15 protein-coding genes are annotated in these 14469 nt (G+C 66.4%); 5 read left to right on the forward strand and 10 right to left on the reverse strand.

Annotated features, from left to right (window positions below; translation table 11 throughout):
• Positions 1 to 245: 245 nt before the first annotated feature.
• The 9 genes from tolB to rcdA form a co-directional block, all read right to left on the reverse strand.
• Positions 246 to 1538, reverse strand: a complete 1293-nt coding sequence (gene tolB, locus ABID37_RS25350) for a Tol-Pal system beta propeller repeat protein TolB (protein WP_435521638.1) — start codon at positions 1536 to 1538, stop codon at positions 246 to 248.
• 55 nt (positions 1539 to 1593) lie between these two features.
• Complete coding sequence (locus ABID37_RS25355; RefSeq protein ID WP_354199760.1) at positions 1594 to 2760, reverse strand: cell envelope integrity TolA family protein; 1167 nt, start codon at positions 2758 to 2760, stop codon at positions 1594 to 1596.
• 2 nt (positions 2761 to 2762) lie between these two features.
• On the reverse strand, positions 2763 to 3215 hold the full coding sequence (gene tolR / locus ABID37_RS25360; protein ID WP_354199761.1) for a protein TolR: 453 nt from the start codon (positions 3213 to 3215) through the stop codon (positions 2763 to 2765).
• A gap of 9 nt (positions 3216 to 3224) precedes the next feature.
• Positions 3225 to 3935 (reverse strand): protein TolQ, encoded by a 711-nt coding sequence (gene tolQ, locus ABID37_RS25365; protein ID WP_354199762.1) that lies wholly within the window; start codon positions 3933 to 3935, stop codon positions 3225 to 3227.
• A 595-nt stretch (positions 3936 to 4530) separates the two neighbouring features.
• A complete protein-coding gene (ybgC, locus tag ABID37_RS25370; protein WP_354199763.1) occupies positions 4531 to 4992 on the reverse strand; it encodes a tol-pal system-associated acyl-CoA thioesterase in 462 nt (153 codons plus the stop codon).
• Positions 4989 to 6026 carry a Holliday junction branch migration DNA helicase RuvB gene (gene ruvB / locus ABID37_RS25375; RefSeq protein ID WP_354199764.1) on the reverse strand — a complete coding sequence of 346 codons (1038 nt, stop codon included), beginning with the start codon at positions 6024 to 6026 and terminating at the stop codon, positions 4989 to 4991. Before ruvB ends, ybgC begins: the two co-directional genes overlap by 4 nt.
• Before the next feature lie 43 nt (positions 6027 to 6069).
• On the reverse strand, positions 6070 to 6690 hold the full coding sequence (gene ruvA / locus ABID37_RS25380) for a Holliday junction branch migration protein RuvA (protein ID WP_354199765.1): 621 nt from the start codon (positions 6688 to 6690) through the stop codon (positions 6070 to 6072).
• A gap of 18 nt (positions 6691 to 6708) precedes the next feature.
• Complete coding sequence (ruvC, locus tag ABID37_RS25385) at positions 6709 to 7218, reverse strand: crossover junction endodeoxyribonuclease RuvC (protein ID WP_354199766.1); 510 nt, start codon at positions 7216 to 7218, stop codon at positions 6709 to 6711.
• A gap of 71 nt (positions 7219 to 7289) precedes the next feature.
• Positions 7290 to 7811, reverse strand: a complete 522-nt coding sequence (gene rcdA / locus ABID37_RS25390; protein WP_354199767.1) for a protease adaptor protein RcdA — start codon at positions 7809 to 7811, stop codon at positions 7290 to 7292.
• Positions 7812 to 8272: 461 nt separating this feature from the next.
• On the opposite strand from rcdA, the gene ABID37_RS25395 reads away from it, so the two are divergent.
• The 3 genes from ABID37_RS25395 (at position 8273) to ABID37_RS25405 (ending at position 10895) form a co-directional block, all read left to right on the forward strand.
• Positions 8273 to 8920 (forward strand): thiamine phosphate synthase, encoded by a 648-nt coding sequence (locus ABID37_RS25395; RefSeq protein ID WP_354199768.1) that lies wholly within the window; start codon positions 8273 to 8275, stop codon positions 8918 to 8920.
• A 1-nt stretch (position 8921) separates the two neighbouring features.
• Positions 8922 to 9950 carry a tetratricopeptide repeat protein gene (locus tag ABID37_RS25400; protein WP_354199769.1) on the forward strand — a complete coding sequence of 343 codons (1029 nt, stop codon included), beginning with the start codon at positions 8922 to 8924 and terminating at the stop codon, positions 9948 to 9950.
• Positions 9951 to 10094: 144 nt separating this feature from the next.
• Positions 10095 to 10895, forward strand: a complete 801-nt coding sequence (locus ABID37_RS25405) for an inositol monophosphatase family protein (protein WP_354199770.1) — start codon at positions 10095 to 10097, stop codon at positions 10893 to 10895.
• Here the strand turns inward: ABID37_RS25405 and ABID37_RS25410 are convergent.
• The gene (locus ABID37_RS25410) at positions 10887 to 12101 is read right to left on the reverse strand and encodes an acyltransferase family protein (protein ID WP_354199771.1); all 1215 of its coding nucleotides are present in this window, start codon (positions 12099 to 12101) and stop codon (positions 10887 to 10889) included. The two genes, ABID37_RS25405 and ABID37_RS25410, sit on opposite strands and share 9 nt — an antisense overlap.
• Here ABID37_RS25410 and ABID37_RS25415 point away from each other — a divergent pair.
• On the forward strand, positions 12076 to 13104 hold the full coding sequence (locus tag ABID37_RS25415; RefSeq protein WP_354199772.1) for a MotA/TolQ/ExbB proton channel family protein: 1029 nt from the start codon (positions 12076 to 12078) through the stop codon (positions 13102 to 13104). The genes ABID37_RS25410 and ABID37_RS25415 overlap by 26 nt on opposite strands.
• 1 nt (position 13105) lies before the next feature.
• On the forward strand, positions 13106 to 14137 hold the full coding sequence (locus tag ABID37_RS25420) for a peptidoglycan -binding protein (protein WP_354199773.1): 1032 nt from the start codon (positions 13106 to 13108) through the stop codon (positions 14135 to 14137).
• Positions 14138 to 14469: the final 332 nt, after the last annotated feature.

Consider the following 14469-nt stretch of genomic DNA (forward strand, 5'->3'; position numbering starts at 1 on the left):
GTGATTTCGTTGATCTGCCAGTAACCACGTTTCGGTTAACCGGCATTCAAGGAACACGGTTAAAATTCGGTTCACGCATCCGGCGCGCCCCCAGAATGCCCGCCCCTGTCATTTCGACTGGCAGCCAGATGACGACAAAGAGGCGAAATCTGGGCCGCTATCCGCCGGAACGCCATTTTGCGGCCGAATGTGGCCGAAAAGCCGGAAACCGGGCGGATTTGTCACGTTCCGCCCGCTTGCCGGAATCAGTCGAGCAGCGGCGACCAGGCCGGGTCCGACGCGAAGTTGGGCGAGGGAATCTGCTGCTCGTTGCGGCCGGTGAGGTCGACCGAATAGAGCTTCGGCCCGCCGGTCCCCGCAGCCTGCTTCAGATACATGATGACGCGGCCGTTCGGCGCCCAGGTCGGACCTTCCTGAAGGAAGCCGGAGGTCAGGATGCGCTCGCCAGAGCCGTCGGTGCGCATCACGCCGATCTGGAACTGGCCGCCCGACTGCTTGGTGAAGGCGATCAGGTCGCCGCGCGGAGACCACACCGGCGTCGAATAGCTGCCCTCGCCGAAGGAGATGCGGGTCTGGCCGGAGCCGTCGGCGCCCATCACGTAGATATGGGGACGGCCGCCGCGGTCCGAGGTGAAGACGATCTTGGACCCGTCCGGCGAATAGGAGGGCGAGGTGTCGATGGCGTTGGAGTTGGTCAGGCGCGTGGTGTTGCGGCTCCTCAGGTCCATCGCATAGATGTTCGAATTGCCGTCCTCGCGCATCAGGCTCATGATCACCCGCTGGCCGTCCGGCGAGAAGCGCGGCGCGAAGGTCATGCCGGGGAAATTGCCGACCAGCTCGCGCTGCCCTGTCTCGAGCTGCAGCAGGTAGACGCGCGGCTGCCCGCTCTCATAGGACATGTAGGTGATTTCCTGCCGGTTCGGCGAGAAACGCGGCGTCATCACGATGGCACGCCCGTCGGACAGGAAGCGCGCATTGGCGCCGTCCTGGTCCATGATGGCCAGCCGCTTCTTGCGCGAATCCTTCGGCCCGGACTCGTCGATGAAGACCACGCGGGTGTCGAAATAGCCTTTCTCGCCGGTCAGCCGCTCATAGATGGCGTCGGCGATGATATGGGCGACGCGCCGCGTGTTGGCGCCGTTGGCGAAGAACTGCTCGCCCGAAAGCTGCTGGCCGGCGAAGGTGTCCCACAGCCGGTATTCGGCGCGGATGCGGCCGTCGCCTTCCTTGCTGACGCGGCCGGTCACCAGCGCCTGGGCGTTGATGACCTTCCAGTCGTCGAAGCGCGGCGCCGCGTCCGGGTTGGAGATCTTCTCGATGAAGGCACCCTTGTCGATCGGCGCGAACAGGCCCGAGCGCTTCAGGTCGGCGGTGACGATGGACGAGATCTCGGCGCCCAGCGCATCTCCGGCGATGAAGTCGGTGATGGCGATCGGCAACGGCTCGATCGTGCCCTTGTTGACATCGATCTCCACCAGCGCGTTGGCGGGGCCGATGGCGAGCCCGGTGGCCGCGCCGGCAAGGGCTGCGACCATCATGAGCGTCTTGAGCAGTGTCTTCATGCTTTCAGCCTCATTGGTTCCTGTCCGGCGATCAGAACATGTCGCTCGGGTCGAAATTGACCACCACTTCCGCCCAGCTGTCGTATTTGTCGGCAGGCAGGTTGAAGGGCGCGCACTTCTGCACCGCGCGCACCGCCGATTCGGCGGCCGTGCGGCCGGGGCCGGAAGACGCGCCGCCGGCAATCACTTCCGGGCGTCCTTCCAGCGTGCCCGAACGGTCGAGCCGGAAACGCACCGATACCTTCAGCATGCCGGCATCGTCGACGCCGGCCGGAATGCTCCAGCAGCCGCCGAGCTTCTGGCGCAGCGCATCCATCTCGTTCTGCGACAGCCGGTTGCCGCCGGTGGTCTTGGTGCCGCCGAGCGAGGCCTGTTCGGACGAGCGCTTGGCGCCGCCGCCGGACGGCTTGCGCTTGTCGAGCAGGGCGGCGATCTCGTCGGCGTTGAAGTCCTTCTCGTCGGACTTCGGGCGCGAGGCGGCTTCCTTGGCCGGCTTGTCGGAATCCTTGCGCTCCGGCGCCTTGGCGGTCTGCGCCTCGGCCGGGCGCGGGCGCGGCTTGGCTTCCGGGACGGGCGCCGAATTGGGCAGTTGCGCCGCCTCGACCGGCTTTTCCTCGGCCGCGATCGCCTCGGCGACGGCGTCGGGCTTGGCGGGTTCTGGCTTGGCCTCGGCCACCTTCTCTTCGGCCGGCTTCGGCGCCGGCTCCGGTTGCTTCACCGGCTCCGGCTTGGGCTCGGGCTGCTTGACCGGGTCGGGCTTCACTTCCTCGCGCGGCTGCGGAACGGGATTGAGGTCGGTGGCGGGAACCGGCTTCGGCTCCTCCTTCGGCTTCTCGACCTCTTCGGGAGCCGGCTTCTCCTGCGGCGTCGGCGAGGGCGGCGGCGCGGAGGCGTTGTCCACCGGCACCGGCTTGGGGTCGGGCGTCACCGGCTTGTCGGTGTCGACCGTGTTTTCGCCGATCTCGCGGGCGTCGGCAACGACGTCGGGACGCTGGGTCGGCGTCGGCGCCGGCTTCTCGTTCATCGGCGCCTGCTTGTCGCCCTGCTGGATCTGGGTCAGTTCCTCCAGCGGCACGATATCGACCGGCAGCGATTCGACATCGCTCACCTCGAAGGCGGCGGGCGCCGACAGCGACACCAGCCCGAAAGCCAGCACCGCCGCATGCAAGGCCAGCGATGTGGTGAGGCTTGCCTTCAAGATTACTGATCCTGTTCCTGAAGGGTGACGAGGCCGAGATTCTTGTAGCCGGCCGCCGAGATGCGGGCCATGACCTGCATCACCGTGCCGTAATCGGCGGTCTTGTCGCCGCGCACATAGATACGCTCCTCATAGCCGGTCTGGGCGATGGCCTCGAGCCGCGGCACCACCTCGTCGACGCCGATCTCGGTTTCCTGAAGGTAGACCTGGCCCTTGTCGTTGACCGAAACGGTGATCGGCTGGGTATCGGAGTTCATCGGCCTGGCCTGCGTTTCGGGCAGGTCGATGGGCACGCCCACGGTGAGCAGCGGCGCCGCCACCATGAAGATGATCAACAGCACCAGCATCACGTCCACGAAGGGCGTGACGTTGATTTCCGACATCAGCGTGTTGCGGCGGCCGCGCCGTCCGCGTCCGCCCCGGCCACCGCCGCCCGTGCCTACAGACATTCCCATTTGCAAACCTCAAGCAGCTCTGGCGACTTTTTCATCGATTTGGCGCGAGAGTATGGCGGAGAACTCGTCGGCGAAGCCCTCCATGCGCCCGGCCAGCTTGCCCGCATCGGACGACAGCTTGTTGTAGGCGATGACGGCGGGAATGGCCGCCAGCAGGCCGATGGCCGTCGCCAGAAGCGCCTCCGCGATGCCGGGCGCCACCACCGCCAGGCTGGTCGATTTCGAACCGGCGATGGCCTGGAACGAGGTCATGATGCCGATCACCGTGCCGAACAGGCCGATGAAGGGTGCCGACGAGCCGATGGTGGCGAGGAAGCCGAGATTGCCCTCCAGCCGCTCCATCTCGCGCGTCAGCGCCAGGTCCATCGCCTTGTCGATGCGGGTCTGCAGCCCGAGCGGCGACTTGGCGCCCTTCTCGAAGCTCTTCTTCCACTCGCGCATAGCGGCGACGAAGATCGAGCCCATGCCGGTGGTCTTGCGGTCGGAGAGGGTGCGGTAAAGCTCCTCCAGCGACTGGCCCGACCAGAAGACCTGCTCGAAGCGGTTGAGCGCCATGCGCATGCGGCCGTAGGAGACGACCTTGTCGAAGATGATCGCCCAGGTCCAGACCGAGGCGCCGAGCAGGCCGATCATGACCAGCTTGACCACCCAGTTGGCCTGCATGAACAGGGCCCAGATCGACAGCGACGCCGCCGGTTCGGCGAGAGCGATGTTTTCCATCCAAACATTCCTTAAAACTTCACGGACCGGGGCTCCCGCCGGCCCGCGACGCTTAACCCTTCATGGTCACGCGCGCCCCAACCCCGCCGGATATGCCTGCGATGAGCGCCATTCGCGGCCTTTTCACGGCAAATGTTGGTAAAAGGAAGGCGCGCCGATTCCTTCGATTTTCGTCAATTCCTTCATGGACTGTTATGGTTAAGGATGCGTTAGGAAGATCACGTCCTCTCACGACGCCATCTCGTCCGCGCCGATCTGCGTCCCGACATCATCCCGGAAGCCGCAGCGCAGCGGAGCCATTCCGTGACATTTCAAGGCTCCGGCATGGATTCCCGACACTTTCCGCTCCCTGCGGTCGCTCCAAGGTCGAGAATGACGAGGGGTAAAACCTATCCGTCATTCCCGGTCTCCTAATGAGCGAAGCGAATGGAGAGTGTCGGAAATCCATGCCGCGGCGTTGCCGGGGCAATCGTCGGCCGACCGGAATGGATCCCGGCTCCTGCTGCGCTCGGCCGGGATGACGACAGCGGATGGGGGACGGTTCCGCCCCAACGCCGGTTATCCGTCGCGATCGTGAGGATTCGCCTGCCGCGCTTCAAATCGTCGCCGGCATGAAGGCGGCGATCCAGTCCTTGGGAAAACGGCGCGGACGGCCATTCTCGCCGATGATGGCGGCTTCGACGCGCGCTTCGACCAGGAGCTCCTCGCCCCGCTTCAACTGCTGGGCCATGGTGATGCGCGCGCCCGACACCTCCAGTGTGCGCGTCTCGACGGTCAGGATGTCGTCGATGCGGGCCGGCGCGCGGAAGTCGATTTCCATGCGCCGCACCACCCACACGATCTTCTCGCCGCGATCGCCGGCGGCAAGCTCGGTGTGGTGGACACCGACGAGACGCAGGAAATCCGAGCGGCCGCGCTCGAAGAACTCCAGATAGCGCGCATGGTAGACGACGCCCGAGAAATCGGTGTCGGCATAGTAGACCCGCGCCTTGAGCCGGTGGCCGAAGGGGGTCAACTCGCCGGAGAGCCCCGGCGGAATGTCGTCTCGCGCGCTCATTCGTCCTCGAACAGGCCGATCTGCTGCTGGGCGATGTCGCGCGGCGCCTCCAGCCCCAGATGCCGCCAGGCATTGGCGGTGAGGATGCGGCCGCGCGGCGTGCGCTGGATGAAGCCCTGCTGGATCAGATAGGGCTCGATGATGTCCTCGATGGCGTCGCGCGGCTCAGAGAGCGCGGCCGCGATGGTCTCGATGCCGACCGGCCCGCCGCCGAAGTTCGAGGCGATCATGAAAAGGTAGCGGCGGTCGAGCGCGTCGAGGCCGAGCCCGTCCACTTCGAGGCGCAGCAGCGCCTCGTCGGCGATCTTGCGGTTGACCGACTCGGCGCCCGCCACCGTGGCGAAATCACGCACCCGCCGCAGAAGCCGGCCGGCGATGCGCGGCGTGCCGCGCGCCCGGCGCGCGATCTCGACGGCGCCGTCGTCGCTCATCGGCAGGCTAAGGATGCGCGCACCGCGCCGCACGATCGTCTCCAGTTCGTCGACCGTATAGAAATTGAGCCGCACCGGAATGCCGAAGCGGTCGCGCAGCGGATTGGTGAGCAGGCCGAGCCGCGTCGTCGCCGCCACCAGCGTGAAACGGGCGAGGTCGATCTTGACCGAGCGCGCCGCCGGCCCCTCGCCGATGATCAGGTCGAGCTGGAAATCCTCCATCGCCGGATAGAGGATTTCCTCCACCGCCGGGCTGAGACGATGAATCTCGTCGATGAACAGCACGTCGCGGTCTTCGAGATTGGTGAGCAGGGCGGCGAGGTCGCCCGCCTTGGCGATCACCGGGCCGGAGGTGGAGCGGAAATTGACGCCCATCTCGCGCGCCATGATCTGGGCGAGCGTGGTCTTGCCGAGCCCCGGCGGGCCGACGAACAGCACGTGGTCGAGCGCGTCGCCGCGCCCCTTGGCCGCCTCGATGAACACTTTCAGGTTGGCGCGCGCCGCCGCCTGGCCGACGAAATCGTCGAGCGTCTGCGGCCGCAGCGTCTGGTCGGCATCCTCGCCGCGCTTTTCGGACGAGATGAGGCGGGGGGCGGTGCTCATGGCGCTGTCCTGCCATGCCGCGATGTATCGGGCAAGCCGTGCCTCACCGCGCCAGCTCCTTCAGGCCGAAACGGATGAGCTTGGCCGAATCGGCGCCTTCGCCGGCCGCCTTCAGCGCGGCGGCCACCGCATTGGCGGCGATGTCGCGTGCATAGCCGAGATTGACCAGCGCCGAAACCGCGTCGGCCACCGGCGCCGGTGCGACGCCCTCGCCCAGTTCCTGCTTGAGGCCGATGGTGCCGGTCGCCTCGCCGGCATAGGCGGGCGCCTTGTTCTTCAGCTCGGTGACGATGCGCTCGGCCACCTTCTTGCCGACGCCGGGGGCCCGGCTGACCATGGCGATGTCGCGCAGCGCAATCGCATTGGCGAGATCGGCCGGTGACAGCGTCGACAGCACCGACAGCGCCACCTTGGCGCCCACGCCCTGCACACTGGTCGACAGCATGCGAAACCATTCCCGCTCCAGCGCGGTGCGGAAACCGTAGAGCCGGATCATGTCCTCGCGCACATAGGTCTCGATGAACAGCACCACCGCCTCGCCGGGCGCGGGCAGCGAGGCCAGCGTGCGCGCCGAGCAGAAGGCGACATAGCCGACGCCGTGCACATCGACGATGCAATGATCCTCGTCGATTTCGTCCACCGTACCCTTCAGCTTGCCGATCATGCCCCCTCCCCGTCCTTCCTAAGCGATCTGCTTCAGCCGGTATGCCACGCTTTGCCGGTGATGGGCATGGCAGATGGCGATGGCGAGCGCATCGGCCGCGTCGTGGGTCTCGAACACGGCCTTGGGCATCAGCACCTTGACCATCATGTGGATCTGCTTCTTGTCGCCATGGCCGACGCCGATTACCGCCTTCTTGACCGCATTGGGGGCATATTCGGCCACCGGCAGGCCGGCCAGCGCCGGCACCAGCATGGCGACGCCGCGCGCCTGGCCGAGCTTCAGCGTCGCCGTCGCATCCTTGTTGACGAAGGTCTGCTCCACCGCCGCCTCATGCGGCATGGCCCGGTGCAGCACCTGCGACAGGCCCTCGTGCAACTGGCACAGGCGCGAGGCCAGCGTCGCCTTGTCGTCCGAGCAGACGGAGCCGGAAGCCACGAAGCGCAGCGAATTGCCGAGGCTCTCCACGATGCCCCAGCCGGTGCGCCGAAGCCCCGGGTCGATGCCGATGATCCGAATCGTTTCCGCCATGATCGTCCACTCTATTCACCGGCGGCAGACTTGCCAGCGAAATGTGAACAAACCAGAAACGCAGTAAGGGGTTATCCCCGCGCGAAGGCGGTGTTGAGCAGCGAGATCTGGTCGAACACCGGGCTGCCGCGCTCCAGCGCCTGCGGCAGGGCATCGCCATAGACTTCCTCGTCCATGCGCTTGACCAGCGACTGCAGACGCAGCGAGCGGCGCACCAGATCGACGAACTCGACCGGCAGTTCGCTCCAGCCCTCGGCGTCCTCATGGGCGGAAACCGTGTCAAGGCGCACCTTGGCCTTTTCGGCCGCCACCTGGTCGCGCGTCATCTCGCCGGAATTGGCGGCGCGCTGGAGCAGAAGCCAGGAGGCGATCTGCATCAGCCGCGTGGTCAGCCGCATCGATTCGGCGGCATAGAGCGTCGCGGCCAGCCGGCTGAGTTTCCGCGCCTCGCTGCGTCCGCGCGAATCCAGATATTCGGCGGCCTGCTCCACGAGCCCCATGCCTTCATTGTAGAGCGGCTGGAAGGACTGCGAGAAGATACGGCGCTCGGCCAGTTTGATCGTGTTCGCGCTTTCCTGTGTAGTTCGATTCATGACGCACCCTGGTCTTGCCCGGGAGTGATTCGCCCCCACGGCATGACTGCCACCCTATACGGCTTCCGAGCCAACAAATGCGCCTCGCCGTCCCGCAAGGCAAGCCTATACTTAATGAAGGGTTAATATGAACAGGCTGCGTGCCCGAATCGGCACACAGGGCGCCGCAGGACAAAAAAAGAGCCGCGGGTAAGGCGGCTCTCAGGAGTTAACAGGGAGGCGTCAAACAAAGTGGCTCCAACCACTCGGTAAGAATCCAGATCACTGGATGCACATAGTAAACAACCGTAAAGCTTAATGAGCGCTTAACGGGGCGCATGTTTTTTGGTTCAAAGGCCCAGCGCGGCACCGGCACGCACCCCTGCAGGCCTGCCCGCCCTGTTCAACGGTTGCGCTTTGTTCTATGCCGCAATGCAACCAATTTCGCCCTGCATAGGGCCGGGCGAAACACCGGAACGGCCATGAACCCGCAAACGCCTCCAGACCGCTGCCGCCTCGTCCTCATCGTCATGCCCGGCACCGATGCCGGCCGGCTCGCCGAGGCCCTCGAGGGCGGCGACGTCGCCTCGGTGCTCCTGCCGCAGGGCCCGCTCGACGATGCCGCCTTCCAGCGCGCCGCCGAAAAGCTGGTGCCGCTGGCGCAGGCAGCCGGCGCCGCCGCCATCATCGCCGGCGACAGCCGCGTGGCCGGACGCGTCAAGGCCGACGGCATCCACATCGAGGGCAAGCGGCAGGAACTGGCCGACACCATCGAGCGCGCGCAGGAGCGCATGATGGTCGGCACCGGCGGCGTCAAGACCCGCGACGAGGCGCTGGAGCTTGGCGAGGAAGGTCCCGACTACATGTTCTTCGGGCGCTTCGGCTACGACAGCGAGCCGGCACCCCATCCGCGCAACCTCACCCTCGGCGCCTGGTGGGCGGAAATGGTGGAGATCCCCTGCATCGTCATGGGCGGCTCCGACATCGCGTCCGTGACGACCGTGGCCGCCACCGGCGCCGAGTTCGTGGCGCTTTCCGCCGCCGTCTTCGCCGACGGCACCGATCCCCGCGCGGCCGTCGCCCGCGCCAACGCGCTGCTCGACGAGACGGCGCCGCGCTTTGGAGACTGACGTGGCAAGGCGGCCCGGCCTGGTTCTGATCCCGATCCTGGCATCGCTGTGCATCGGCCCCGGCACCGCCGGTGCCGTCGAGACCCCGGCCGGCGCGATGGTCAAGGACGAAGCGGGCGGTGCCGTCAAGGGCGACCGGCCGCTGCCCCAGCCCGCCACCACCGACGAACCGAGGCCCCTGCCCGACCTCGACCCCGCCCGCTTCGGCAAGCAGATCGACGAGGCCTACGGCGCCTATCAGCGCGGCCTCTACAAGACGGCCTACAATCTGGCCCTGCCCCGCGCGCAGAACGGCGACCCGGCCGCGCAGACGCTGGTGGCCGAACTGCTGGCGCGCGGGCTCGGCGTGCCGCTCAACGCCGGGGAGGCGGCGAAATGGTATGCAGCGGCGGCCGAGCGCGGCGTGCCGGAAGCCCAGTTCCAGTATGCGCTGATGCTGCTCGACGGCAACTTCGTGACCAAGGACGAGAAGGAAGCCCATGCGCTGATGCAGGCGGCGGCCGAGGCCGGCAATCCGCTCGCCCAGTTCAATTTCGCGCAGCTTCTGGTCAAGGAAAACCCCGGCGACCTGTCGCGGGCGATGACCTATTACGAGCGCGCCGCCGAGGCCGGCATCGCCGACGCGCAATATGCGCTGGCGCAGGCCTACGCCAATGGCGTCGGCGGCAAGGCCAAGGACGACGCCAGGGCCCGTGAATTCCTCGAGAAGGCGGCAAGGCAGAATTTCGACACCGCCCAGCTCGACCTCGCGCAATGGCTGGTCGAGGGCCGCGGCGGCCCGCGCGACTATCAGAAGGGCTTCGGCTGGATGCAGATGGCGGCGCGCGGCGGCAATGTCGCGGCCCAGAACCGGCTGGCCAAGCTCTATGTCGCCGCTCTCGGCACCGACCCGGACCCGATCCTCGCCGCCGCCTGGTACATCGTCGCGCGCCGCGCCGGCCTCATCGACCGCGAGATGGAAGACTATCTCGAAGGCCTCACCGACGAGCAGATGCAGGACGCGGTGCAGAGGGCAAACCGCCTGCCGTAACGCCTCGGCACCTTGACAAGCCGGGTGGCCCGGCGGGCTGTGGCGGCCTTTCTCTTGCTTCGGCGCGCGATTTGTGGTCTTGGAAACGCCGACCGCACGCCCCTTTGCCGGCGCCCATTCCACAGATCCGGAGACCTTACCGACATGGCCCGCTCCGCCATAATCAACGTCATGGTCCAGGCTGCCATGAAGGCCGGCCGCTCGCTCTCGCGCGATTTCGGCGAGGTGCAGAACCTGCAGGTCTCGCTCAAGGGGCCCGGCGACTATGTCAGCCAGGCCGACCGCAAGGCCGAGGACATCATCTTCGCCGAACTGGCGAAGGCCCGCCCCGGCTACGGCTTCCTGATGGAAGAGCGCGGCGCCGTTTCCGGCGACGACGACCAGCACCGCTGGATCGTCGATCCGCTCGACGGCACCACCAACTTTCTCCACGGCATCCCGATCTTCTCCATTTCCATCGCGCTGGAGCGTCAGGGCCAGCTCGTCGCCGCCGTCGTCTACAACCCGGCCATGGACGAGCTCTACACCGCCGAGCGCGGCGGCGGCGCCTTCATGAACGACCGCCGGCTGCGCGTGGCCGCCCGCACCAAGCTGTCCGACGCGGTGATCGGCTGCGGCGTGCCGCATCTGGGCCGTGGCCATCACGGCAATTTCCTCGTCGAGCTGCGCAACGTCATGGGCGAGGTGGCGGGCATACGCCGCATGGGCTCCGCCGCGCTCGACCTTGCCTATGTCGCCGCCGGACGCATGGACGGCTACTGGGAAACCAACCTGTCGGCATGGGACATCGCCGCCGGCGTGCTGCTGGTGCGCGAGGCCGGCGGCTTCGCGTCCGAACCGAATGGCGGCCAGGACATGCTCGAAAGCGGCAATGTGGTCGCCGGCAACGAGGTCATCCACCGCGCCCTGGTCAAGACGCTGTCGAAACCCGTCTCGTCACGCTGACGCCATCAGGCGTGGCGCCCTTCGTGGCAGGCTGAACAGCCGCCGCATCGGCCCGTCCGCCGGCGCCGTCGCCAGCGCGACCAGCAGCGAAAGCACGGCCAGCACCGGCAGAAGCAGCCCCGGCGGAATCAGCGACGGCGCGCCGGAGGCGACGAAGGCCATCACCACCAGCCCGTGCAGCAGGTAGACCGCCAGCGAGCGCTCGCCCAGCCAGCCGAGCAGCGCCGAACCGCGCGGCACGATGGCGGCGAACCCCACCGCCGCCGCCGCGCCGAGCAGCATCAGGCTCAGCCGCGCCAGTGCCGGATAATTGCTGTCGGCCGCGCCGCTCGTATAGTCGCGGCTGCCGGTCAGCGCCGCCGGGTTGAGGCCGAGCCTCCACCATGCCAGCACCATGCCCACCGCCGCGCAGAACATCAGCGCGAACCGCAGCGGGTGGTGCCGCGCCATGACCACGAGCTGCGCGCCATACAGATGGCCGAACACGAAGAAGGGCAGAAAATAGAGCGTGCGCGACACGCTCAGCGTATAGCCGATGCCGTCGTCGTAACCGGCCGCCACCGAGATCAGGACCGCCACGCCAAGCCCGGCCGGCGAGGCGAACAGCGGCAGAAGCAGCCGCCAGAAGATCATGCTGGCGATGAACCACAACAGCCAGTAGGGCGTGAATAGCGAATACTCGTACCAGCCCGTCAGCCTGCTCATGCCGATATAGACGAACTGGAAGACGACCAGCGGCAGAACCAGCGTCCACACGATCTTCCGGTAGTCGCGCCCGTCCAGCGCGTCGCGGGCGAAGACACCGGACAAAAGGACGAAGAGCGGCATGTGGAAACTGTAGATGCCGACATAGATGGATTGGAGGATTTGCGAATCGGAAGAAGGCTGCTCGATCAGGTGTCCGAAGACGACCAGCAATATACCTGCGCCCCTAAGGGCATCCAGATGAGAATTCCGGGCATTTTTTACTGCAGTCATAGGCAATAGCACGCATTTCCGTCTTGTCTCTCGAAAGCCCCTCACGCCATCACCGATTCGGATACCCACAATAACTTGGAGCAGGGCGATACTGTGGCAAGGGCCGTCTTCATCGAAAGATCGCCCGCAAGCGGCTTCCAATTTTGCCGGAATTCCGATTAGAGTTGCCGCGGACACGCGGCGGAATCGGAATGGAAGGCGCATGGCCCTGCTCAGATCGTTCGGCATTGGCGGCAGCTCGGATGTGCTGAGCTACGACCCGCACAAACTCTCCAGCCCACAGGTCTTCCTGCTCACCATGGTCATCTTCCTGGCCATAGTCGGCTTCATCGCCATCATCCTCACCCGCCAGATCCAGGCGGCCTTCGCCAGCAATCCCGGCCTCAACGGCCTGATCCTCGGCGTGCTCATCGTCGGCATATTGCTGGCCTTCGCACAGGTCGGCCGCCTGTTCCGCGAGGTGCGCTGGGTGAATTCCTTCCGCGCCGGCGTCGAGGCCACCGATCCGGTGCTGCTGGCGCCGATGAAGGCCATGCTCGGCCGGTCGGCCTCGATCGCCGTGTCCACCAGCTCGATGCGCACCATGCTCGATTCCATCGCCACGCGCCTCGACGAAACCCGCGACACCTCGCGCTATCTCGTCGGCCTGCTGGTCTTCCTCGGCCTGCTCGGCACTTTCTGGGGCCTGTTGCAGACCATCGGCTCGATCGGCGACACCATCCAGTCGCTCGATCCCGGCACCGGCGATTCGGCTTCGGTGCTGGAATCGCTGAAGCAGGGGCTGGCCGCGCCGCTGTCGGGCATGGGCACGGCCTTTTCCTCCTCGCTGTTCGGCCTTGCCGGCTCGCTGATCCTCGGCTTCCTCGACCTCCAGGCCGGCCGCGCCCAGAACCGCTTCTACACCGAACTGGAGAACTGGCTGTCGTCGGTGACCGACCTGTCCTCCGATCTCGTCGGCCCGGAGAATGCGCGCGGCGCCGGCACCACCGACGAGTTGCGCGCCCTGTCGGATCGCCTGCGCTCGCTGCAGGAGAACGGCGGCTCCAATCCGCGCGTGGCCGCCGCCATGGCCAATCTCGCCGACGGCATTGCCGGCCTCGTCAAGAACATGCGTTCCGAACAGCAGATCATGCGCGACTGGGTCGAGGCGCAGTCCGACGAGCAGCGCGCCATGCGCGAGACGCTGGAGAAGATCGCCTCCGCGCTCAACGGCCAGAACGGGGTGAAATAAGGTGGCTCTCGCGCGCGGACGCCGCAGCTATCGCCACATCGACTACTGGCCGGGTTTCGTCGATGCGCTGTCGACGCTGCTGCTTGCCATCATGTTCCTGTTGTCGGTGTTCGTGCTGGCGCAGTTCCTGCTCAGCCGCGAGATTTCCGGCAAGGACGAGGCGCTCAACCGGCTGAACGCGCAGATCAACGAGCTGACCCAGCTTCTGGCGCTGGAGAAGACCAATACCCAGGACGCGCAGGACGCGCTCGCCAATCTCCAGGCCTCGCTCTCCGCCGCCGAGGCGGAAAAGAGCCGGCTGGAGCAATTGCTGGCGGCAGGCGCCGGCGCCGGGAGCGCCGCCACCGCCCGCGCCGACAGGCTGGAGGGCGAACTGGACAGCGAGCGCCAGATCAGCCAGCGCGCGCTGTCGCAGGTCGAGCTGCTCAACCAGCAGATCTCCGCCCTGCGCCGCCAGATCGCCGCGCTCGAACAGGCGCTCGACGCCTCCGAGGCGCGCGACCGCGAATCCAACACCAAGATCGCCGATCTCGGGCGGCGGCTGAACGTGGCGCTCGCCCAGCGCGTGCAGGAACTGAACCGCTACCGCTCCGACTTCTTCGGGCGCCTGCGCGAAATCCTCGCCGACCGCGAGAACATCCGCATCGTCGGCGACCGTTTCGTGTTCCAGTCGGAAGTGCTGTTCCCCACCGGCTCCGACCAGATCAACGCCGCCGGCCAGGGTGAGATGAAGAAGCTCGCCGACGCCGTCATCGAATTGCAGAAGGAAATCCCGCCCGAGATCAGCTGGGTGCTGCGCGTCGACGGCCACACCGACGACCAGCCGCTGTCCGGCACCGGCCGCTTCAAGGACAACTGGGAACTGTCGGCCGCGCGCGCCATGTCGGTGGTCAAGTTCCTCATCGCCAACGGCGTGCCGGCCAACCGGCTGGTGGCAGCCGGCTTCGGCGAGTTCCAGCCCCTCGACGAGGCCGGCACGCAGGAAGCCCGCGACCGCAACCGCCGCATCGAGCTGAAGCTGACCGAACGCTAGAGCATTTTGCAGCCAGACGGAATCGTCTGGCGTTGCACAAATGCGGCTGGGAAACCAAGCTGGAGCAGTGGGCTGCGTTCGTCAGCCCCCGCTACCCCAGCAGCAATTCCAGGAAAAGCCGAAACCGGTTTTCCGTCCGGGATTGCGTCACTCCCAACGCTTCGTTTAGGGCGGAAAATGTGGCCGGCAAGAGCGGCCGGAATTATCTTTTTTTAATTTTCATTCGCCGGCGCCCGGACCTAGAGCGCATCCGGGGATTGATGAATCGATTGTGATGTGACGCGTTGGCTTCCTGCTGATTCAACGTTGACCTTGATGGAGGTGAACGATGG

Origin of the sequence: Aquamicrobium terrae (assembly GCF_040545735.1) — a bacterium.
GTDB classification, from domain to species: Bacteria; Pseudomonadota; Alphaproteobacteria; order Rhizobiales; family Rhizobiaceae; genus Mesorhizobium; species Mesorhizobium terrae_A.

What these genes read in the sequence shown, in the direction of transcription:
- tolB (WP_435521638.1), bottom strand. Translation starts at nt 1,538, where the DNA reads ATGATGGTCGCAGCCCTTGCCGGCGCGGCCACCGGGCTCGCCATCGGC.
- tolR (WP_354199761.1), bottom strand. Translation starts at nt 3,215, where the DNA reads ATGGGAATGTCTGTAGGCACGGGCGGCGGTGGCCGGGGCGGACGCGGA.
- tolQ (WP_354199762.1), bottom strand. Translation starts at nt 3,935, where the DNA reads ATGGAAAACATCGCTCTCGCCGAACCGGCGGCGTCGCTGTCGATCTGG.
- ybgC (WP_354199763.1), bottom strand. Translation starts at nt 4,992, where the DNA reads ATGAGCGCGCGAGACGACATTCCGCCGGGGCTCTCCGGCGAGTTGACC.
- ruvB (WP_354199764.1), bottom strand. Translation starts at nt 6,026, where the DNA reads ATGAGCACCGCCCCCCGCCTCATCTCGTCCGAAAAGCGCGGCGAGGAT.
- ruvA (WP_354199765.1), bottom strand. Translation starts at nt 6,690, where the DNA reads ATGATCGGCAAGCTGAAGGGTACGGTGGACGAAATCGACGAGGATCAT.
- ruvC (WP_354199766.1), bottom strand. Translation starts at nt 7,218, where the DNA reads ATGGCGGAAACGATTCGGATCATCGGCATCGACCCGGGGCTTCGGCGC.
- rcdA (WP_354199767.1), bottom strand. Translation starts at nt 7,811, where the DNA reads ATGAATCGAACTACACAGGAAAGCGCGAACACGATCAAACTGGCCGAG.
- ABID37_RS25395 (WP_354199768.1), top strand. Translation starts at nt 8,273, where the DNA reads ATGAACCCGCAAACGCCTCCAGACCGCTGCCGCCTCGTCCTCATCGTC.
- ABID37_RS25405 (WP_354199770.1), top strand. Translation starts at nt 10,095, where the DNA reads ATGGCCCGCTCCGCCATAATCAACGTCATGGTCCAGGCTGCCATGAAG.
- ABID37_RS25415 (WP_354199772.1), top strand. Translation starts at nt 12,076, where the DNA reads ATGGCCCTGCTCAGATCGTTCGGCATTGGCGGCAGCTCGGATGTGCTG.
- ABID37_RS25410 (WP_354199771.1), bottom strand. Translation starts at nt 12,101, where the DNA reads ATGCCGAACGATCTGAGCAGGGCCATGCGCCTTCCATTCCGATTCCGC.